Source organism: Rhodoferax sp. P2_H8_2 (genome assembly GCF_056403235.1).
Window position 1 is genome coordinate 58,613 of record NZ_JBFUFW010000008.1, and the last position, 20,312, is coordinate 78,924.

Below are 20,312 nucleotides of genomic sequence, written 5' to 3' on the forward strand. Positions count from 1 at the left end.
CATCGCCATGAACAATCTCAAATGGCCCATCGTCGCCGCACTGACTTTCGCATTGCTGTGGCTGGTGTTTGGCTTCTACGCCGCAGGCCAACCGTTCTATGCTGCAGCCGCGCTGATGCTCGGCGCCTCAGCGCTGTATATCTACGCGTCTGCCAAGACACTGGCCTGGCGCTACCTGTTCCCCGGCGTCGTGGGCATGCTGGTGTTTGTCGCGTTCCCGCTGCTCTACACCGTGCAAATTGGCTTCACCAACTATTCGTCGGCCAATCTGCTGAGCCAGGAGCGTGCGCGCGGCTATTTGCTGGACCAGGCCACGATTGACGAAGAGCAGTCGCTGGCGTTCAGCCTGCATCCTGAGGGCAGCGCTTACCGATTGGTTCTTGCGCCGCAACCCGGCAGCGACGGCCCGCGCTATGTCTCGCCCGTGTTGCCACTGACCCAAGCGGACTTGTCAAATCAAACCATCCCGATGCAGATATTGCTGCCCGGCGCAGCCACGTTGGGTGAGCCGCTAGCGCTGCGCCAGGTGATCGCACTGCGCGAATCACTAATGACGTTGAGCGTGGAACTGCCGACCAAGAGAGTCCTGCGCTATGTGGGCGTACGCGAATTTGGCATTGCAGAACCACTGTGGACCGCTGTGGCCAACGGCGCAGTCTCCCGCGCAGAAACGGGCGTGACTTACACCCCCAACACCACCACCGGCTTCTTTGAAAACGCCCAGGGCGAACGTATCCAGCCCGGCTTCAAGGTCGGCATTGGTTGGGCCAACTACACGCGACTGCTGTTTGACGCCGACATGCGCGGCCCGTTCGTCTCCATCTTCATCTGGACCGTGCTGTTCTCCGCGTTGACCGTGCTTTTCTCTACCGCCGTCGGCATGACGCTGGCCGTTGTGTTGAACTGGGAAGCACTGAAGTACCGCACGCTGTACCGCACGCTGCTGTTCTTGCCGTATGCGGTGCCGGGCTTCATCTCCATTCTGGTGTTCAAAGGTTTGTTCAACCAGAACTTCGGCGAGATCAATGCGATTCTGGATGCAGTGTTTGGTGTGCGGCCTGACTGGTTCTCCGATCCGCTCTTGGCCAAGAGCATGCTGCTGATCGTCAACACCTGGCTCGGCTATCCGTACATCATGATTCTGTGCACGGGCCTGATCAAAGCCATTCCCGCCGATCTGTACGAGGCCTCGGCCATTGCCGGTGCCAAGCCACTGACCAATTTCTTCAAGATCACAGTGCCGCTGATTGCCAAGCCGCTGACACCGCTGTTGATCTCGGCTTTTGCATTCAACTTCAACAACTTTGTGCTGATCTCGCTACTGACCGATGGCCGCCCCGACTACCTGAACACCAAGCTACCCGCAGGCCAGACTGACATTCTGGTGTCTTACACCTACCGCATTGCGTTCACCGATGCAGGCGCCAACTTTGGTCTGGCGGCTGCGATCTCCACGTTGATCTTTGTCGTGGTGACGCTGCTGTCACTGGCCAACCTGCGGCTGATGCGCGTCAATGATGTGAAGAAAGGATAAGCACCGTGGCGATTGTTACTGGCAAAAGTCAACGCTGGCGCATTATCGGCGCGCATGTGGCGTTATGGATTTTGATAGCGGTTACGCTGTTTCCACTGTTGGCGGTGTTATCCATCTCGCTGCGGCCTGGCAACTTTTCCACCGGCTCGCTGATCCCCACCGAGATCAGCCTGGAGCACTGGAAGCTGGCGCTGGGATTCAGTTACACCGATGCCGATGGCAATCTGGTCAAGCCACCATTCCCAGTGCTGCTGTGGCTGTGGAACTCGATCGAGATCGCCACGATCTCGGCGCTGCTGATCGTTGCGATCTCGACCACTGCCGCCTACGCGTTCGCGCGGATGAAATTTGCGTACAAGGGTTTCATTCTCAACAGCATGCTGCTGTTGCAGATGTTCCCGGTGGCCGTGGCGCTGGTCGCGATCTTTGCGATCTTCGAAGGCGTGGGTACCACCGTGCCGTGGTTGGGCATTGAGACCCATGCCAGCCTGATCGTCGCTTACCTCGGCGGCGTGGCCATGCATGTCTGGACCATAAAGGGTTACTTTGAAACCATTCCTGCGGAAATCGAAGAGTGCGCCAAGGTAGACGGCGCAACGCACTGGCAAGCCTTCCGCATGGTGCTGCTGCCGATGGCCGTGCCTATCCTGATGGTGGTGTTTGTGTTGGCCTTTATCGGTGTGATCATCGAATATCCCGTCGCCTCTATCCTGCTGCGCGAAGAAGCGAACCTGACGCTGGCGGTGGGGTCCAAGTACTACCTGTACGAACAGAAATACCTGTGGGGTGACTTCGCTGCGGCGGCCGTGCTGTCGGGTCTGCCGATCACGCTGGTGTTTCTGGCGGCACAGCGGTGGATTGTGTCGGGGCTGACGTCCGGTGGCGTCAAGGGCTAAGGCCACTTCCAAACTTCTTACCAGCGAGTGCAGTGATGCGAATTTTCCGATTTCTTGGACTTCTGGCCTTCGCCGCTCCCCTTACTTTCTCCATCGCGCATGCTTCCGATGGAACAGGCGGTACCTCCTGCAAGCCCGACCCTTTGGGCGGGCGTTCCCTGTACATGCGCGGCACCATGAACAACTGGACCGCCCAGGAAGACGATGCGTTCATCTACCGCTGCGATGCCTGGTACCTGAATGTGCGCCTGTCCTCGCGCCAGGAATTCAAGATTGCCGACGCGGCATGGACCAACGCCACGACCTACGGCCCCTTCACGCAGGAGTTCAACGGCGAGCACACGCTCAAGCTCGCGCTGACCGACGGGAAAGCGGACCTATCGGTGGGGCCCAAGACGTTCGTCGATCCGCGCGCACAAGCCGTTGAAGACCCCGTGGCGCTGAGCCTGCGCTTTGATTCGCGCAGTCTGCAACACAAGTCGCCTTTTGGCGCAACCGTCGCAGGCACCACGGTCCAGTTTGGTCTGAGCGCATTGCCGGGCGTTGACAAGCTTTTACTGGTCATCGAGAAGCGCCGCATGGAAGGCAACCAGGAGGTACTGGAATACAGCGAGGTCGCACGCATCCCGATGACGCGCAGCGCTGCGGGTGCCACCGAACGCTGGTCCGCCCAATACCAATTCGCCGACATCAGCATTTACGGCTACTGGTTTGAAGCGGTGATCAACGGCAAGGCCTACGTTTACCAGAACAACCGCGACCCTATTTTCTGGACCCGCGAGAAGGGAAGCGGCGGGATGGGTCTGATTGCAGTCAAACCCGCCAATGACAATGCCATCCGCCGCTTCCGCCATACCGCCTATGCCGTTGACTTCAAGGTGCCCGATTGGGCGGCAGATGTTGTGTACTACTACATCTTCCCGGACCGCTTTCGCAACGGCAACAAGGCCAACGACCCCAAACCGGGACGGGACCGCTACCAGGACCAGGGCGTGGAGTTGCACAAGAACTGGCTGGACAAGCCCTGGGTGCCCAAGACCGGCGATGGCTCGGACGCGGCCTACAACAACGACTTCTTTGGCGGCGACCTCGCAGGCATCATCCAGAAGCTGGACTACATCCGCGACCTGGGTGCCAACACGATTTACATGACGCCAGTCTTCAAAGCGGCCAGCAACCACAAGTACGACACGGCCGACTACAAGAACATTGATCCTGCCTTCGGCACCAACGCCGACTTTGTGCGCCTGACCCGCGAAGCCGCCAAGCGTGGCATCCGCGTGATCCCGGACACCAGCCTGAACCACAGCGGCGACGACTCGATTTACTTCGACCGCTATGGCAACCACCACAGCAACGGCGCCTTCGCCAACGGCAAGGTCAACCCGCAATCGCCCTACGCCAGCTGGTACAGCTTTGACGATACACAGGCCGAGCCGGACAAGAAGTTCAAAGGCTGGGTAGGAATCGCAGGCCTGCCCGAATTGGACAAAGCTTCTCCCGCATGGCGCGCGTTTGCCTATGGCGACCGCAACTCAGTGACCAAGCTATGGCTGGACCGTGGGGCCGCCGGTTGGCGCATGGATGTCGCGCCCTGGGTGTCAGACGATTTCTGGCGCGAATGGCGCAAAGTGGTCAAGACCCACAAACCCGACGCACTGACGGTGGCAGAGACATGGTTCGACGCATCGAAGTATTTCCTCGGCGATACCTTCGACTCGACGATGAACTACATCTTCCGCAACACCGTGCTGGGCTATGCCGCAGGCGGTAACGCAATGGAGTTGTACGGCAACATCGAGCTGATGCGCGAGGCGTATCCGCCGCAAGCCTTTTATGCGCTGATGAACCTGCTGTCCACGCACGACCAGGCCCGCGCACTGCACCAGTTCGGTTGGCATGCAGACACGACGGATGCCAAGACCATTGCACTGGCCAAACAGCGCCAGAAGCTGGCGGTGTTTTTCCAGATGGTGTTCCCCGGTGCACCCACCATTTATTACGGCGATGAGGTGTCGCTGACCGGTGGTGATGACCCCTACAACCGCGGCACCTACCCGTGGGCCGACATGGGCGGGAAGCCGGACATGGACATGCTGGCCGAGTTCAAACGCCTGACCAAGCTGCGCAAAGACCATGCGGTGCTACGTCGCGGCTCGATCTCTGCGCCGCTGCATCTGGATGCCAATAGCATCGTGCTGCTGCGCGAACAGGGCAACACGTTCGCCATCACTGCGACCAACAATGCAGACCAAGCCCAACAACTGACGGTGCAAGTTCCCGCCAAACTGAATGGTCAGACATTCGTCAATGCATTGACCGGTTCCACCATCACCGTGGCACAAGGGCAAATGAAGCTGGATATTCCTGCCCTTTACGGCACCGTATTTATCAGCAAAAACAGGCCATGAGCCGCATAGAACGTGCGTAAGAAGCTATGAAAACAAGAGCACTTGGCAATACCGGATTGCAGGTTTCGGTACTGGGTTTTGGGGCCATGCACCTCAACGACAACCGTGTCAGCGAGGCCGACGCAGGTCGCTTGCTCAATGCGGTGCTGGATGCTGGCGTCAACCTGATCGACACCGCACGCGGCTATGGCCTGTCCGAAGAACGCATAGGCCGCCACATCGCGCACCGCCGCAGCGACTATGTCTTGTCCACCAAAGTGGGCTACGGCATTCCCGGCTTTCAGGACTGGACCTATGACTGCATTGTTGCTGGTGTTGATGCGGCCTTGGGCCGCATGCATACCGATGTGCTGGACATTGTGCATCTGCATTCCTGCCCTTTGCATGTGCTGCAGCAAGGCGATGTGGTGCGGGCGCTGGAGGACTGCCAATCGCGCGGCAAGCTGCGCGTAGTTGCCTATTCCGGTGATGAGGCCGAGCTGCGCTGGGCCATCGACAGCGGACGCTTTGGCAGCGTGCAGACGTCGGTCAGTGTATGCGACCAGGCGAACCAGCGCCAGCACTTGCCCGTCGCCCAGGCACACAACGTAGGCGTGATTGCGAAGCGACCACTGGCCGGAGCGGTCTGGCGTTTCGCCAAGCGACCGGACGATTTCGCCGAAGGCCAGTACTGGGATCGCTTCCAGGCCATGGCGATTGCCCCGGCGGGCCTCGACTGGGCAGAGCTTGCACTGCGCTATGCGGCATTTGCGCCGGGCGTGGCCAGCGCCATTGTCGGCACCAAGACGCCTGAGAATTTTCTGCGCAACGTGGCCATCGTCGCGCAGGGGCCGTTGCCTGCATCGCAGCAGGCCAAAATAACCGCTGCCTTCGCCAGCCACAACCAGGGCTGGGCAAGCCTGATCTAAAGCACGGCGGTTATTGCGGGCGCGCAGCTTGTATGGACAGCTGAATACGCCAGGTCGGATCGACTTGTGACGGCTGGGGGAACCGCGCCAGCGCATCGCGACTCAGGGTCTCGACGCTCTTCGCAAGGGACTTGCGCTCTTCCTGCAATTGCAGGGCACGGGTCTGTTCGGGCGTCGCGCTTTGTTGCACATCATTGGCACCCACCACGTTATTGGTGGTGACCACGCGGGGGCTGCTGTCGGTCAGGGCCTGGGACTGCTGCGACACACCGACATCCAGACGGCCGCTCACTGGGCGAAAGTCTATGGTGACGCCACTGGGGTTGGCCGCCACGGGTTGCAGGATGAACTCGGCGTCCAGAGCCGCCAGCACGCCGGTGACGTACACGCACGCATCCAGCATGCCCGCGGGCCAGCGCGCCAGCTCCTGCGCGAAGCGCTCTGCATTGCCACGCAAGCTGGCGTCTACGGTGCAAGCGGCAGGCAGGGGCAAGCCTGCTTGCAAGCCCCACCACACAGCCGCGCCCTTGTCCGGGCCGCCGGCTGGCGACGCGTACAAGGCCGCCAGGCGCGAACGCGCACCGAGCGCGCCGGCATCGGCCGCGCGCACATAGAGGCGAGACGCGCGATCCACGTTGGGTTTGAGGCACAGGCCCTGCTCAAACATCGCGCCACCCAGCAACATGGCTTCCGCACTGCCGCCGGCCAGCGCCTGGTTCAGCTCGCGCACCGCACCCACGCAATCGCGCGCAGCGATGGCCCGGCTCACGGCCTGGGTGGTCTCGCCACCCCAGCAAGTAGTAGCCGCAGCGGCCAACAGCAAAAGGGCAAGAGGTTTACGCATGAATCGCTCCTTGGGTTGTTTGATACACAGGCCTTAGCCCATTTTCGGCGCCGCGCAATGGCGTGCAATGAAATCTGCATGGGTGGGCATGACATCCACACAGGCTTGAATAACGTCTTCGATCTGGGCCAGATAGGTCTGGATCTCGCCTTCGTCCAGCAGATCGGCCAGCGGGTGGTAGGACTGCGGCCGGATGCGCTGACCATGCATCACCTGCAGCCAGCTGACCTTGGTGAACAGCTCGTTGCCTTCGCGCACGACCCGGCCGTTGGCGGCATACAGGTCGATGCGTTCTTGCAGGGTCTGCGGGATTTCCATCGTGCGGCAGTAGTTCCAGAACGGCGCATCCGTCCGTTCGGTGGCCTTGTAGTGCAGGATGATGAAGTCGCGCACCCAGTCATACTCCTGGTTCATCACCTGGTTGTATTTGTCCACGTCGGCGGAGTCGAATCCGGCCGACGGGAAGAACGTCAGCAAATGGGCGATACCCATCTGGATCAGATGGATGCTGGTGGACTCCAGTGGCTCGACGAAACCGCTGGACAGACCGATGGCAATGCAGTTCTTGCTCCAGGCCTTCTTGCGCTTGCCCGTCACAAAGCGCACAGTGCGTGGCTCGGCCAGCGGGGCACCATCCAGGTTGCCCATCAACGTCGCCGTCGCTTCGTCTTCGCTCAGGTATTTGCTGCAGAACACATGGCCATTGCCGATACGGTGCTGCAGCGGGATGCGCCACTGCCACCCCGCCGTATGCGCAGTAGAACGGGTGTAAGGCGTCAGCTCTTTGGCTGAAGCACACGGTACGGCGATGGCGCGGTCGCAGGGCAGCCAATGCGACCAGTCTTCGTAGCCTGCTTTCAGCGTGCCTTCGATTAACAGCGCGCGAAAGCCCGAGCAGTCGATGAAGAGTTCGCCTTCAACTTTCTGGCCGTTCTGCAATTGCACGCCGGTAATGTGGCCGTCGCCTTCGCGCACCATGACATCGGTGATCTTTCCTTCGACACGCACCACACCGCGCGCCTCGGCATACTTGCGCAAAAACTTGGCATACAGCCCGGCATCAAAGTGGTAGGCATGGGCAATCTGCGACAGCGGAGAGTTCGGCCGGTCAGGCATTGCACGCAAGAATTTGTTTTGCAGGCACGCTGCAGTGTTGATCGAGTAGTGGTCCAGATCCTTGGCCTTGCCGGCCAGGAACTGCTTCAACCAGTACTGATGAAAGTCCACTGTCCAGTTGTCCTGGCCAATCACGCCAAAGCCGTGGATATAACGGTCACCCAACTGGCCCCAGTTGACAAACTCGATGCCTAGCTTGAACGAGGCCTGCGTCTGGCGGATAAAGTCGTCCTCGTCCAGATCCAGCAGACGGTTGAACAGATTGATCATCGGGATCGTCGCTTCGCCCACACCAATCGTGGCGATCTCATCCGACTCTACCAAGCGAATGTTGTATTTGCCTTTCAGCACTTTGGCCAGCGCAGCGGCTGTCATCCAGCCCGCGGTCCCGCCGCCGACGATCACCACGTCGCGTAAATTCTTGTGTTCCATCGCAACCATCCGCAAATCAGTTCATTCTATTGAAGCGCCATGAAAAAAACCCCTTGCGGAAGACTTCCGGCAAGGGGTTCTTGAAGCCGCAGTTTATTGCAGCTTGTAAGTCAGTTTGAACATCATCGTGCTGCCGGTCTTGTTTTCCGAGTCGACGCTGCCGTCGGCCTTCAACTGGCGATACACAGGGCGGTTCAGGTTGTTGCCTTCGAGGCGCAGACCCAGACCCTTCATCGGTCCTTCGTAGAACTCGTAACCAATTTGCGCAGAGACCCAGGTCGAACCCTCGATGTAGCGCAGTGTCGGGTAGCCGCCGATGGCGTCGTTGGCTACGCTGCCCACATACGTGGAGCGGTAGTTGCTGGCGACGAAGGCGCTGAAGCCCCACTTTTCAAAGTACAGCGTCAGCTTGGCGTTGTCCTTGGACAAACCAGGCAACTGCATGGTCACGCTGTCTGTCGGCACCTGTTGGGTCGGATTCAGGCCAATCAGATTGGGCATATTCACCGAGCTGTCGGTCTTTGACAGACTGGCGCTTACGCCGAAACCGTCCAGGGCCGTAGTCACCAGGTTGAAGGGTGCGGACACCGCCAGTTCAAAGCCTTGTAGATTGCCGCCTGTGCCGTTGACGGTGGTCGTGAACACACCCACGTTCGAGCCGGACGCTGGCGTTGCCAGACCCAGTGCGTTCTTGTAGTTGGTGAAGTCGTAGGCGGTGTTGGTTGCCGGCGTGATGTAGGTGTCCAGCTTCTTGTAGAAGGCTGCGGCACTGAAGTAGCCCTTCTTGCCAAAATACTTTTCATAGGACACGTCAACCGCCGTGGCCTTGAAAGGCTTGAGCATCGGATTGCCAGCAGAGCCAACGAAGTGACCGAACGTCGAGTTGCCAGCGTTCTTGTCTTCGCTGGCGGCGAAGGAGTTACGCATGTCGGTCAGTGTCGGACGTGCAATCTGCGAAGACAGTGCAAAGCGCAACAGATTGCCATTGCCCATGTCACCCGTCAGGTTCAAGGACGGCAACACATCGGTGTAATTCTGGCCGGCAGTGGTGAAACCCTTGGCCGGATTGTTCAGTGTCGGGCTCGAATCTGCACCAGCCTGGAAGCCGCCAGAGGACTGATCCGTGTTCACCACTTGCATGCCAACGCCACCGCGCCATGGAATATTGGCGTAGTTGGTGTCAATACCGAACTTCACGTAGCCGGTCATGACCTTTTCCTGGACCGACCAGGACTTCGACAGGATGTCGTCGTTGTACTTGCGCAGAATCGTTGCACCGGGCCACAGACCGGCAGTCGGATCGAAAGTCAGCAGGTTGATGCCGGTGCCTGCGATGTTGCTTGCCACATAGGCGTCACTTGGAAAGGCAAACGCATCGCGGCCATTGTTGGTCGCCGAGACCAGCAGGCCTTCGTCGGTGGTGCGGGTCTTGCTGCGGTCGGAATAGTTTCCACCGAAAGCGACTTCAGAGAACATCCCGCCGGAGGCCAGCTCGGACTTGAAATCCAGACGGACGGCGTTGACCTCATCCTTGATGTTGGGGCCCTTGGAATAACCCGCTTGTGGGCAGGACTGACCGTCCGGGCAGGTCACACCCGACCAGCCGGACTGGTCACGCACCTTGATGATGGCCGGGTTGGTGTAGTCGGTCGCACGACCCAGCGTGAACTTGGGCGTGCCACCGGTGTTGTCGAAAGTAAAAGTATCCGCAGTAGGAATACCCGCATACGCCTCGATATCGCGCTCGATACGGGTGGCGGAATTGCTGCTGATATCCAGAATGGCGGTCCAGCCATTGCTCATCTTCAGCGTGTTCTTCCAGCCGATGGACTTGACGGTGTCATCATCAAACACGCTTTCGATGCGGTTGACAAAACTGCCCACCGGCAACTGGTACGTGCCCTTGACGGCGACGCCATTGACCACGGTCGCATTGGTGATCGGGAAGTTCAGGCCGGCCTGAAAACGCGCTTCCTTGGCTGTGGTGTCAGCCTTTGCGTAGAACAGGTCCAACTGGCTGCGCCATGCCGCATTGGGCTTGTAAGCAATGATGGCCGCAACGCCAGTGCGTTTGTCGGTCACTGTGCGGTTCTTGAAGTCCACGCCGTTGCCCCAGGTATCGGGATTTTTGGCCTGCACGGTAGTGCCATCGGTCTGCGTGACTGCGCCGGTGCTGCCACCACCCCAGCCGCCGGAACCGGTTTCGTTGCTGGTACCGTCAACGCGTACAAAGCCCATCGCGATACCCAGCGTGCGGTCAGCGAACTGGTCGATATAGGTCAGGCTGGCGCGGTTGCCGGTGCCTTCGGGCACACCTTCCAGGCCGATGCCACTGCGCACTTTCTGCGCGCTGGCAACCAGCACACGGCCCGGGAAGGCCAGCGGGTCAATCAGCAGGTTGTCGATCGTGCCGGCCAGGCCCGCACTCATCAGCGCAGCGTCGCCCGTCTTGTAGACAGTAGCACCACCGATCAGCTCAGCCGGATAAACGCTCAGGTCGACCGCGCGGCTGTCGCCAGTGCTGGTTTGTTCGCGGCCGTTCAGAAGATAGCCATTGAAGTCAGGGCCCAGGCCGCGGATGCTGATGGTGGACGCCGCGCCGGACTTGGTGCGTTGCGTGGTCACGCCTGGCAGGCGGGCCAGTGATTCGGCAATCGTGGTGTCGGGCAGCTTGCCAATGTCTTCGGCAGAAATTGCTTCAACGATGGTGTCGTTGTTGCGCTTTACCGAGATGGCGTCTTCAATACCCTTGCGGATACCAGTCACGGTCACCACACCGAGATTGGCATCGGTAGTGGATTGGGCGTAAGCAGCGCTGCTGGCGATCACCATCGCGGCGCACCCAAGCGCAACCGGGGCCAAGGTAAAGCGACGGGTTGCCGTGCGCTGGATTTGCGGGTTCTTCATCGTTATCTCCTAAGGGACTTATCGAACAAACATATTTCTCTGGGCCGAGCCCAAGATCACCCCGCCCGGGGTATTCAATGGGTTACACCCAGTTTGTATCAAAACAAGAAATTCATCGACATAGGCGTAAACCCTAGAAATGTGCATAAGCACAGTCAATTCGCACCCGATTCGGGAATTAATCGGGGTTTAAGCAACACTTTCACCAAAAAGAGGCGCCAAATGGGCCCATAGTAGATCCGGTATTTTTACGTATTTGTACTGAAACTACATTTTATATCTGCTGATTTTCTATTTTTTTCTGGAATTCCGATGTAACACCAGAATTTCTTGAAACCAGCTGTCGTTTTACTAAGTACAAATGCCCGAAGCACACTGAGATTGCCGCTTTGCATAGGCGTCTTGGGGTTTTCACAGGGGTACGCAGACTACAAGCCATGTACACTGATGTGTTATTTGACTACATTTGCAGAAACAGGGTCACTATTTTGGAAACTTTGCCAGCCACACATTGGACTGCAGGAGTGCACGCGTGAGCCCGGGCTTTCCCAGGCTACTGGGTGATGTAGGCGGCACCAACGCGCGCTGGGCCTGGCAACGTCAGGCGGGCGAACCCCTGCAACATATCTCGGTGACGCCCTGCAAGACCAGCGCGTCGCTCTATGACTCCGCAGTGCGCTACCTGAAAGAGCACGACCTGGGCGCCCCCCACGCAGCCAGCATTGGCGTGGCGACGGCCATCACCGGCGACCGTATCCAGTTCACCAACAACGACTGGTCATTCTCGATTGCCGATCTGAAGGCCTCGCTGGCTGTCGAACGCTGCCTGGTCATCAACGATTTCACTGCGCTGGCGATGAGTTTGCCAGCCCTGGCCGGCTCCGATTTGCGCGCGTTGGGCGGCGCGGCCCCTGTCGCCAATGCACCGTTAGCGCTGATTGGCCCTGGCACCGGCCTGGGCGTATCCGGCTTGCTGCCGGATGGCCGTGGTGGACTGATCGCCGTCAGCGGCGAAGGTGGGCACGCAACGCTGGCAGCAACCGATGCATTGGAAGCTGCCGTCGTAGAAGTGTTGCGCAAGGAATTTGGCCACGCCAGCGCCGAACGCGTATTGTCCGGGCCGGGTCTGGTCAACCTGTACCGCGCGCTCAGCGCGGTTCGCGGCGAGACAGCGCACAACTACAAGCCCTCCGATATCACGGAGACCGCTGCCACAGACGCGACCTGCCGAGCTGCGCTGACGCTGTTCGCCAGCTTTCTGGGCAACGTCGCTGGCAACCTGGCGCTCACCTTGGGTACGCGCGGCGGTGTTTACGTGGGCGGCGGCATCGTGCCGCGGCTGGGCGAATTGTTCGACGCCACACTGTTTCGCACCAAGTTTGAAGAAAAGGGGCGCTTTGGCGACTATCTGCGCCCCATCCCTGCGTGGCTGATTACGGCCAGTACCCCGGCTTTGATAGGCGCATCACGCGCATTGGATGTGTTGAAATCCTGAGTTGTCCTGACTCGGTGAGATCACATGCCCAATTTGCCCTATGACGCCCCTCGCCTGCTGGCTGACATTGGCGGCACCTATGCCCGCTTCACGCTGGAAGTAGCCCCCGGCGTTCTGGAATACAACGCTTCGCTGCACTGTCAGGAGCACGCCGACTTCTATGCGGCCGTGAAAGCGTATCTGGCAGGCATTCCGGAGGCCCTCGCCGCGAGCATCAAGAACGCCGCCGTCGCCATCGCCACCCCCGTGGCAGGCGATCAGGTGCGCATGACCAATTACCACTGGAAATTCAGCATCGAGCAGATGCGTGCGCGGCTGCAGTTTGACAACCTGGTCGTCGTCAATGACTTCACGGCACTGGCGATGGCACTGCCCAGCCTGTTGCCACACCAGCGCCGCCAGGTCGGTGGCGGCAGCATCGAGTCGCGCAGTGTGGTGGGACTGATAGGTGCCGGCAGCGGACTGGGAGTTTCCGGATTGATTCCTGCCAACGACGGCTGGATTGCACTGGGCACCGAAGGCGGTCACACCAGTTTTGCCCCACACGACGAACGCGAGATGGCCATCCTGCGCTTTGCGTGGAAAGAACATGCCCACGTCTCGTTCGAGCGACTGGTCTCCGGCCCAGGTATCGAACTGATTTACCGCGCGCTGGCGGACCGCGCCGGTGTGGTTGCCAAACCCCTGCACGCACCCGACATCACACAAAATGCGCTGGACGCAAGCGACCCTTTGTGCGTGGAAACCATTGATGTGTTCTGCGGCATGCTGGGTACGGCTGCTGCCAACCTGGCGGTCACACAAGGCGCGTTCGGCGGCATCTACATCGGCGGCGGCATCGTCCCGCGACTGGGTGATTATTTCGATCAATCGAGCTTTCGCCAGCGCTTTGAAGACAAGGGCCGCTTCAACGATTACATGAAGCGCATCCCGACCTTCGTGATCACTTCAGGCGATGCCACGCTGGTCGGCGCTTCCATCATCCTGTCTGCACAGCTGCGCAGCCTGGACGCCGCGCAGGGCTCGGCGCTCTTGAGCCAGATACAGCGCGTGCGCGCAAGCCTGTCGCCAGCCGAGCAGCGCGTGGCCGACCATGTGTTGGCGCACCCGCGCACCACCGTCAACGACGCCATTGCATCGATTGCCAAAGCGGCCGACGTCAGCCAGCCCACCGTGATCCGTTTTTGCCGCTCGCTGGGTTGCGAAGGCCTGTCTGACTTCAAGCTGCGGCTGGCTTCCGGCCTGACGGGCACGATACCAATCACCCACACCCAAGTTACCAGCGAAGACAGCATGCTGGAGCTGGGTGCCAAGGTGCTGGGCAATACGGCCGCAGCGGTACTACAAGTTCGCGACCACTTGAACCGCGACTCCATCGACAAGGCGATTGCGCTGATTTGCGGCGCCGAGCGGGTCGAGTTTTATGCCGTGGGCCACTACAGCGTGGTCGCCGAAGACGCGCAGTTCAAGTTCTTGCGCATGGGCGTACCCAGCAATGCCTACACCGTGCCGCGCATGCAGGTACTGGCCTCCAATCTGCTGACACCGAAGACCGTGGTCGTCGTGATCAGCAGCAGCGGCCGCATCCCCGAGTTGATGGACGTGGTGGAAAAAGCCCGCGAGCGCGGCGCCCCTGTAATTGCGATCACCGCCAGCCAGTCGCCGCTGGCGCGCAAGGCCGATCTGTCATTGATCGTGGACCACGCCGAAGATCTGGCGACACAGGTGCCGATGATTGGTCGCATCCTGCATCTGCTGATGGTCGACATCCTGGTCGTCGGCGTATCGATGCGCCGCGGCGCCGACAGCTTGCCGGTACTGGGCAACGAGGCCAGTGTCGCAATGGATGAGGCGCGCCCAAATATTCCTGCCGCCAACCGCACCGGTCTGGGCATGAGTGCGGCGGGCGCGCTGGCCCATCTGACATCGCACAGCAAGTAGCAAAAAGGCCTAGGCCTTCAAGAACTCGGAGCGGGTGCCCAACCACCTTTGCACATGCCGCTCGGCAAGATGCGGATAGTGATCCAGCAACTTGGGCGCCTCCTGTCGCGCCCATTCCAGCAGGTCGGTGTCCACCGCCAAATCGGCGAAGCGCAGCATCGCATCTCCGCTCTGCCGCGCACCCAAAAACTCACCCGGCCCGCGAATCTCAAGATCACGCCGCGCAATCTCGAAGCCATCATTGGTCTCGGCCATCGCACGCAAGCGCTCGCGCGCGGCCTCTCCCAGGCGCGGACCGTCGCCGGTGGAATACAGCAACACACAAGCCGATGCTGCCGCACCGCGCCCGACCCGGCCACGCAATTGGTGCAACTGGCTCAAACCAAAACGCTCTGCATGCTCAATCACCATCAGTGACGCATTGGGCACATCCACACCGACTTCAATCACCGTCGTGCTGACCAGCACCGACATCAGGCCGGAAGTGAATGCTGCCATCACCGCTTTCTTGTCGTCCACGTGCATGCGCGAATGCAGCAGGCCAATCAGGACTGGTTGGCCATCGGTGCGTTTAACACCTTGCAGGGCTTCGGCGAGATCGGCATGGGTCTGCGTGGCATTGGTCAAATCCAGCGCTTCGCTTTCTTCGATCAGCGGGCAGACCCAATAGACTTGCCGCCCCTGTTCAATCTGCGCGCGGATACGTTCAATCACTTCGTCGCGGCGTGAATCGTTGACCACCTTGGTCACGATTGGCGTGCGCCCGGGTGGCAGTTCGTCCAGTGTGGATACATCGAGGTCGGCGTAATAGCTCATCGCCAGCGTGCGCGGGATCGGCGTGGCCGTCATCATCAGCATGTGCGGCTCCATTGGGACAAGCCCCCACGCTCCGCCGCTGCGCGGGTCGCTGCCCCCCGAGGGGGCTGCGTCGCCTCGGGGCGGCCCGTCGGCGACGCCATGCTGAAGTTTGTTGCGTAGCGCCAACCGCTGTGCCACACCAAACCGATGCTGCTCATCGATGATCGCCAGCGCCAGGTTCTTGAATTTCACCTTGTCCTGAATGATCGCGTGGGTACCGACCACCAGTTGCGCTTCGCCGCTTTCTATCAGCGCGAGCATTTCACGGCGCTCCTTGGCCTTTTGCGTGCCGGTCAGCCAGGCCGTCGTGATGCCCAGCGGTTCCAGCCAGCCCAGCAATTTGCGAAAGTGTTGCTCTGCCAATATCTCGGTCGGCGCCATCAATGCGCATTGCCAACCGGTGTCTATGCAAATCGCCGCGGCCAGCGCGGCAACCACCGTCTTGCCAGCGCCGACATCGCCCTGCAGCAGTCGGTGCATGGGAACATGGCGTGCCAGGTCGTTGGCGATCTCGGCACCCACGCGTTTTTGCGCGGCGGTCAATGCGAATGGCAATACCGCCAGCAGGCACTGGTGCAGAGAATCCTTGGGTTCCGGAAAGGACAATTGCAGTTGCGGTGCGCGCAACGTGGCGCGCGCGCGGCGGCTCTGCAATTGACTCAATTGCTGTGCCAGCAACTCTTCTGCCTTAAGCCGCTGCCAGGCCGGATGGCTGTGGTCGTGCAACGTGTCCAGCGATACATCGGGCCGGGGGTGGTGCAAAAACAATAGCGCGTCACGCAATGTCCACAAGGGTCCCGGGCTGTTTTGGCTTAAATCTCCGGGAGCAAAGGTATCGGACAGCTCGGCCCGCGCCAACCCAGACAGCACGGCCTTGCGCAAATACGGCTGAGGCAAACCGGCCACCGTGGGATAGACCGGCGTCAACGCGGTGGGCAAATCACCGCCTGCGGCGCGAAACACCGGATGCAGCATGGTCCGGCCCATGAAGCCGCCACGCACCTCGCCGCGCGCGCGGATGCGGCTGCCCACGGCCAGCGCCTTTTGCTGTGATGGATAAAAGTTGAAGAAACGCAGCACGCAGGTGTCGGTGCCGTCATCGACTGTGACCACCAGTTGGCGGCGCGGGCGGTACGCCACTTCGCAGTGCGTCACCGTCGCCTCGATCTGCACATGCGCGCCGTCGCGTGCGTCCTGCAAGGGCGTGATGCGGGTTTCGTCCTCGTAGCGCAATGGCAGATGCAGCGCCAGGTCAATGTCGCGCTTCAGGCCCAGTTTCTCCAGCGCCTTTTGTGCAGGAGACTTGGTCTCCGTCGCCTTGGCAGCCCCGGCCGCAGGAGCGGCTTCAGCAGGTTTGGCGGCGGATTTTCTGGGCATGGGACAATTCTGCCCTTGTTTCAACTTGGAACGGGTCCGTTCGGCCCTCAAGCACCATGTCTATTGCATCCCCCGGTGCCCCGCGCACCTTCACCCTCAGTGACTTCGACTTTGAACTTCCCGAGGACCTGATCGCCCAGCACCCCGCCCCCGAGCGCAGCGGCTCCCGCTTGCTGGATGGAACCGGCCCCGCATCCGTAGACCGCATCTTTCGCGAACTGCCGTCTCTGTTGAAAGCTGGCGACCTGCTGGTCTTCAACGACACCAAGGTCATCAACGCCCGCCTGTTCGGTGAAAAATCTACCGGCGGCAAGGTGGAGTTGCTGATCGAACGCGTGCTGGGCGGCAACCAGGTAGCGGCGCACATGCGTGTCAGCAAGAAGCCCGAAGTGGGTGCCACGATCAAGATGACTTGCGCGCCGGGCCAGGAAGACGGCCTCAGCGCTACGTTGTTGAGCCGCTGGCCCAACGCCGACGGCCCGATCTACCGCTTTGTACTGAGCAACGACCACGGCGACGACCCCTACACTCTGATGGAGCGCCACGGCCACGTGCCGCTACCGCCCTATATCACGCACAGCGATTCACCCGAGGACGTGCAGCGTTACCAGACCGTGTTTGCAAAAAACCCCGGCGCCGTGGCCGCACCTACTGCCGCCCTGCACTTTGACGACGCGCTGTTTGCGCAGTTCGATGCGATGGGTGTGCAGCGCGCGCATGTGACGCTGCATGTGGGTGCCGGCACGTTCCAGCCCGTGAAGACCGAGAATTTGGCAGAGCACCAGATGCACAGCGAGTGGTACGAAGTACCCGCCGCCACGCAACAGGCGATTGCCGACTGCAAGGCGCGCGGTGGCCGCATCGTGGCCGTGGGCACCACCACCGTGCGCACGCTGGAGAGCTGGGCCAAAACCGGGCAAACGTCGGGCGACACCAATATCTTCATCACGCCGGGCTTTGACTTCAAGCTGATCGACGTGCTGGTCACCAACTTCCACCTGCCCAAGTCCAGCCTGATGATGCTGGTCAGCGCCTTTGCGAGCTACGACCACATCATGGCGCTGTACCGCGACGCGATTGCACGCAAGTACCGGTTTTTCAGCTATGGTGATGCCATGTTGTTGGAACGCAGGCCATAGACAACGCAATATTACGCCACACCGCAATGCTTGAAATCTCCGAGCTACCCGGCGCATCGCCCACTCTGTCGCAATACCAGCGCCAGCGGGCGATCAGCGAGTTCTATCGCCGTGCGCTGTCGGGCCCGGCGTTCTATGCGATTGGCTATGCGCTGGTGTCCTGGGTTGGCGGCTATTTCACCAGCCAGCCGCTTTTGGTCTGGCCGCTCCTGCTGATGTTTGGCGTGCTCGGAGTATTGCGCTGGCTGCACAAACCACCGCAGGATCCGCAGGACAGTGCTGCCAACCAAACCTGGTGGAATCGACACTGGCTGCTGGTGCATCTGGTGTGCCTGCTGTGGTGCGCTGTGTTCTGGATCACGGGCGCCACCGAACACCAGGCCACCACCGCGTTCATTATTGCAGCCACCTGCACCATCACCTTCACCGCCGCCAGTGGCGAGACCTATGCGTTCGCGCCGCGCCACGCGCTGCTCACAGTGTTTCTGATGCTGGTGCCTGCGACGGTTTTCTTTCTGGTTTATACGCCTGGCCTGCAGGGTGTGGCCACGGTGCTGGCGGTGTATTGCGTCTACCAGGCGCTGCACATCCGCCGGCGTGCGCGCGAGTACCGCAAGCAGATGGAGATCGAGCACACGTTGCTCACCAGCCGCGCCGAGATCGAACGCCTGTCGCGTCTGGATGCCCTCACCGGGGTCGCAAACCGACGCGAATACGAGAGCGCGTTCCAGGCGCACTGGCACCACGCGGCACGCCACTCGGCCAAGCTATCGCTGCTGGTGCTGGACCTGGACGATTTCAAACGCATCAACGACAGCCATGGCCATGCGGCGGGCGACGCCTGCCTGCGCCAGGTGGCGCAATTGCTGCAGCAGCGCTTTCGCCGAAATAGCGATCTGGTCGCGCGCATAGGCGGCGAAGAGTTTGTCGTTCTATTGCCAGACACCAGTGCGGACGACGCGCTGGCGGTCGCACACGAAGTCTGCGCCGAACTTGCCAGCACACCCTGCGTATTTGATGGCCGCAGCATTGCCGTGACCGCAAGCATTGGCGCTGGCGAAATGCTGTGGGCCTCCGACACCTCGCCCCAGGCCAGTTTCAGCCGCGTCGACGCCGCCTGCTACACCGCCAAGGCCCAAGGGCGCAATCGCGCCATGGCTGCATAAGCGCAGCCTGACCCCTCTCAAAGACAATACCGACCATGTTGAAATTCGACCTACTCAAAGACGACCCCGCCTCCGCTGATGGCACTTACCTGGGCTCACATGCCCGCCGCGGCCGCATGACGCTGAACCACGGCGTTGTGGAGACCCCCATCTTCATGCCCGTGGGCACCTACGGCACCGTCAAGGGCGTGATGCCGCGCAGCCTGCACGACATGAATGCCCAGATCATCCTGGGCAACACGTTCCACTTGTGGATGCGCCCGGGCCTTGATGTCGTGGAAAAATTCGGCGGCCTGCACCAGTTTGAGAAATGGGACAAACCCATCCTCACCGACTCTGGCGGTTTTCAGGTCTGGAGCCTGGGCGAGATGCGCAAGATTACGGAAGAAGGTGTGAAATTCGCCTCTCCGGTGAACGGCGACAAGCTGTTCCTGACGCCCGAGATCAGCATGCAGATCCAGACCACGCTGAACTCCGACATCGTGATGCAGTTTGACGAATGCACACCGTATTTGTCAGTCGAAACCAAGACCAAGGGCCAGATCACGACTGAGCGCGAAGCGCGCAGTTCGATGGAGCTCTCGCTGCGCTGGGCCAAGCGTTGCCAGGACGAGTTTACGCGCCTGAACAATCCCAACGCATTGTTTGGCATCGTGCAGGGCGGCATGTTTGAGCACCTGCGCGATGAATCGCTGGCAGGCCTGGAAGCGCTGGACTTCCCCGGTATTGCGGTGGGCGGCCTGTCTGTCGGCGAGCCCAAGGCAGACATGATGCGTGTGCTCAAGCACATCGGCCCCAAGCTGCCCAAACACAAGCCGCATTACCTGATGGGCGTGGGCACACCGGAAGACCTGATTGCCGGCGTGCAAAACGGCATCGATATGTTTGACTGCGTGATGCCCACCCGCAATGCGCGCAATGGCACCTTGTTCAGCCGCTATGGCGATTTGAAGATTCGCAACGCGCGCCACAAGAGCGACGAGCAGCCGCTCGATGTGACCTGCACCTGCTACGCCTGTGCGGGCTCCAGCGCGGTGAGCTGGGCCGATGGTGGGCGCGAGGGTTTCAGCCGCGCCTATCTGCATCACCTGGACCGTTGCGGCGAGATGCTGGGCCCCATGCTGGCCAGCGTGCACAACCTGCACTACTACCTGAACCTGATGCAGGAGGTGCGTGATGCGCTGGATGCTGGCCGTTTTGGCGCCTTCATCCAGCAGTTCAACACTGACCGCGCGCGCGGCGTGTAATGCAAAACGCTACTGTTTTAGTAGCTGCTTACGCACATTCC

General features: G+C 60.5%; 13 protein-coding genes. 9 read left to right on the plus strand and 4 right to left on the minus strand.

Annotation, left to right across the window (positions count from 1 at the left end; translation table 11 throughout):
* Positions 1-7 precede the first annotated feature (7 nt).
* From malF to AC1DV6_RS14345, 4 genes are all read left to right on the plus strand, one after another.
* Positions 8-1,534 carry a maltose ABC transporter permease MalF gene (malF, locus tag AC1DV6_RS14330; protein WP_477978498.1) on the plus strand — a complete coding sequence of 509 codons (1,527 nt, stop codon included), beginning with the start codon at positions 8-10 and terminating at the stop codon, positions 1,532-1,534.
* A 5-nt stretch (positions 1,535-1,539) separates the two neighbouring features.
* Positions 1,540-2,430 (plus strand): maltose ABC transporter permease MalG, encoded by an 891-nt coding sequence (malG, locus tag AC1DV6_RS14335; protein WP_477978500.1) that lies wholly within the window; start codon positions 1,540-1,542, stop codon positions 2,428-2,430.
* A gap of 176 nt (positions 2,431-2,606) precedes the next feature.
* Positions 2,607-4,841, plus strand: a complete 2,235-nt coding sequence (locus AC1DV6_RS14340) for a glycoside hydrolase family 13 protein (protein ID WP_477978502.1) — start codon at positions 2,607-2,609, stop codon at positions 4,839-4,841.
* 26 nt (positions 4,842-4,867) lie between these two features.
* Positions 4,868-5,749: an aldo/keto reductase gene (locus AC1DV6_RS14345; protein WP_477978504.1), complete on the plus strand. Its 882-nt coding sequence runs from the start codon at positions 4,868-4,870 to the stop codon at positions 5,747-5,749.
* Positions 5,750-5,759: 10 nt separating this feature from the next.
* Here the strand turns inward: AC1DV6_RS14345 and AC1DV6_RS14350 are convergent, their stop codons facing one another.
* From AC1DV6_RS14350 to AC1DV6_RS14360, 3 genes are all read right to left on the minus strand, one after another.
* Positions 5,760-6,593, minus strand: coding sequence for an SEL1-like repeat protein (locus AC1DV6_RS14350; RefSeq protein WP_477978506.1), 834 nt, complete (start codon positions 6,591-6,593; stop codon positions 5,760-5,762).
* A gap of 33 nt (positions 6,594-6,626) precedes the next feature.
* Positions 6,627-8,141, minus strand: coding sequence for a tryptophan halogenase family protein (locus tag AC1DV6_RS14355; RefSeq protein ID WP_477978508.1), 1,515 nt, complete (start codon positions 8,139-8,141; stop codon positions 6,627-6,629).
* Between the two features lie 93 nt (positions 8,142-8,234).
* The gene (locus AC1DV6_RS14360) at positions 8,235-11,048 is read right to left on the minus strand and encodes a TonB-dependent receptor (RefSeq protein WP_477978510.1); all 2,814 of its coding nucleotides are present in this window, start codon (positions 11,046-11,048) and stop codon (positions 8,235-8,237) included.
* Positions 11,049-11,580: 532 nt separating this feature from the next.
* Here AC1DV6_RS14360 and glk point away from each other — a divergent pair.
* A complete protein-coding gene (gene glk, locus AC1DV6_RS14365) occupies positions 11,581-12,543 on the plus strand; it encodes a glucokinase (protein WP_477978512.1) in 963 nt (320 codons plus the stop codon).
* 24 nt (positions 12,544-12,567) lie between these two features.
* On the plus strand, positions 12,568-14,484 hold the full coding sequence (locus tag AC1DV6_RS14370) for a glucokinase (protein ID WP_477978514.1): 1,917 nt from the start codon (positions 12,568-12,570) through the stop codon (positions 14,482-14,484).
* A 9-nt stretch (positions 14,485-14,493) separates the two neighbouring features.
* Here AC1DV6_RS14370 and recG read toward each other — a convergent pair whose 3' ends face one another.
* Entirely contained in the window at positions 14,494-16,719 is a 2,226-nt protein-coding gene (gene recG / locus AC1DV6_RS14375) for an ATP-dependent DNA helicase RecG (protein ID WP_477978516.1), read from the minus strand.
* Between the two features lie 56 nt (positions 16,720-16,775).
* Here recG and queA point away from each other — a divergent pair, with 56 nt between their 5' ends.
* Genes queA through tgt form a run of 3 tightly spaced genes read left to right on the plus strand, consistent with a single transcriptional unit; the run spans position 16,776 to position 20,271 of the window.
* Positions 16,776-17,858 (plus strand): tRNA preQ1(34) S-adenosylmethionine ribosyltransferase-isomerase QueA, encoded by a 1,083-nt coding sequence (gene queA / locus AC1DV6_RS14380; RefSeq protein WP_477978518.1) that lies wholly within the window; start codon positions 16,776-16,778, stop codon positions 17,856-17,858.
* 26 nt (positions 17,859-17,884) lie between these two features.
* The gene (locus AC1DV6_RS14385; RefSeq protein WP_477978519.1) at positions 17,885-19,024 is read left to right on the plus strand and encodes a GGDEF domain-containing protein; all 1,140 of its coding nucleotides are present in this window, start codon (positions 17,885-17,887) and stop codon (positions 19,022-19,024) included.
* Positions 19,025-19,059: 35 nt separating this feature from the next.
* Positions 19,060-20,271 (plus strand): tRNA guanosine(34) transglycosylase Tgt, encoded by a 1,212-nt coding sequence (gene tgt, locus AC1DV6_RS14390; protein ID WP_477978520.1) that lies wholly within the window; start codon positions 19,060-19,062, stop codon positions 20,269-20,271.
* Positions 20,272-20,312: the final 41 nt, after the last annotated feature.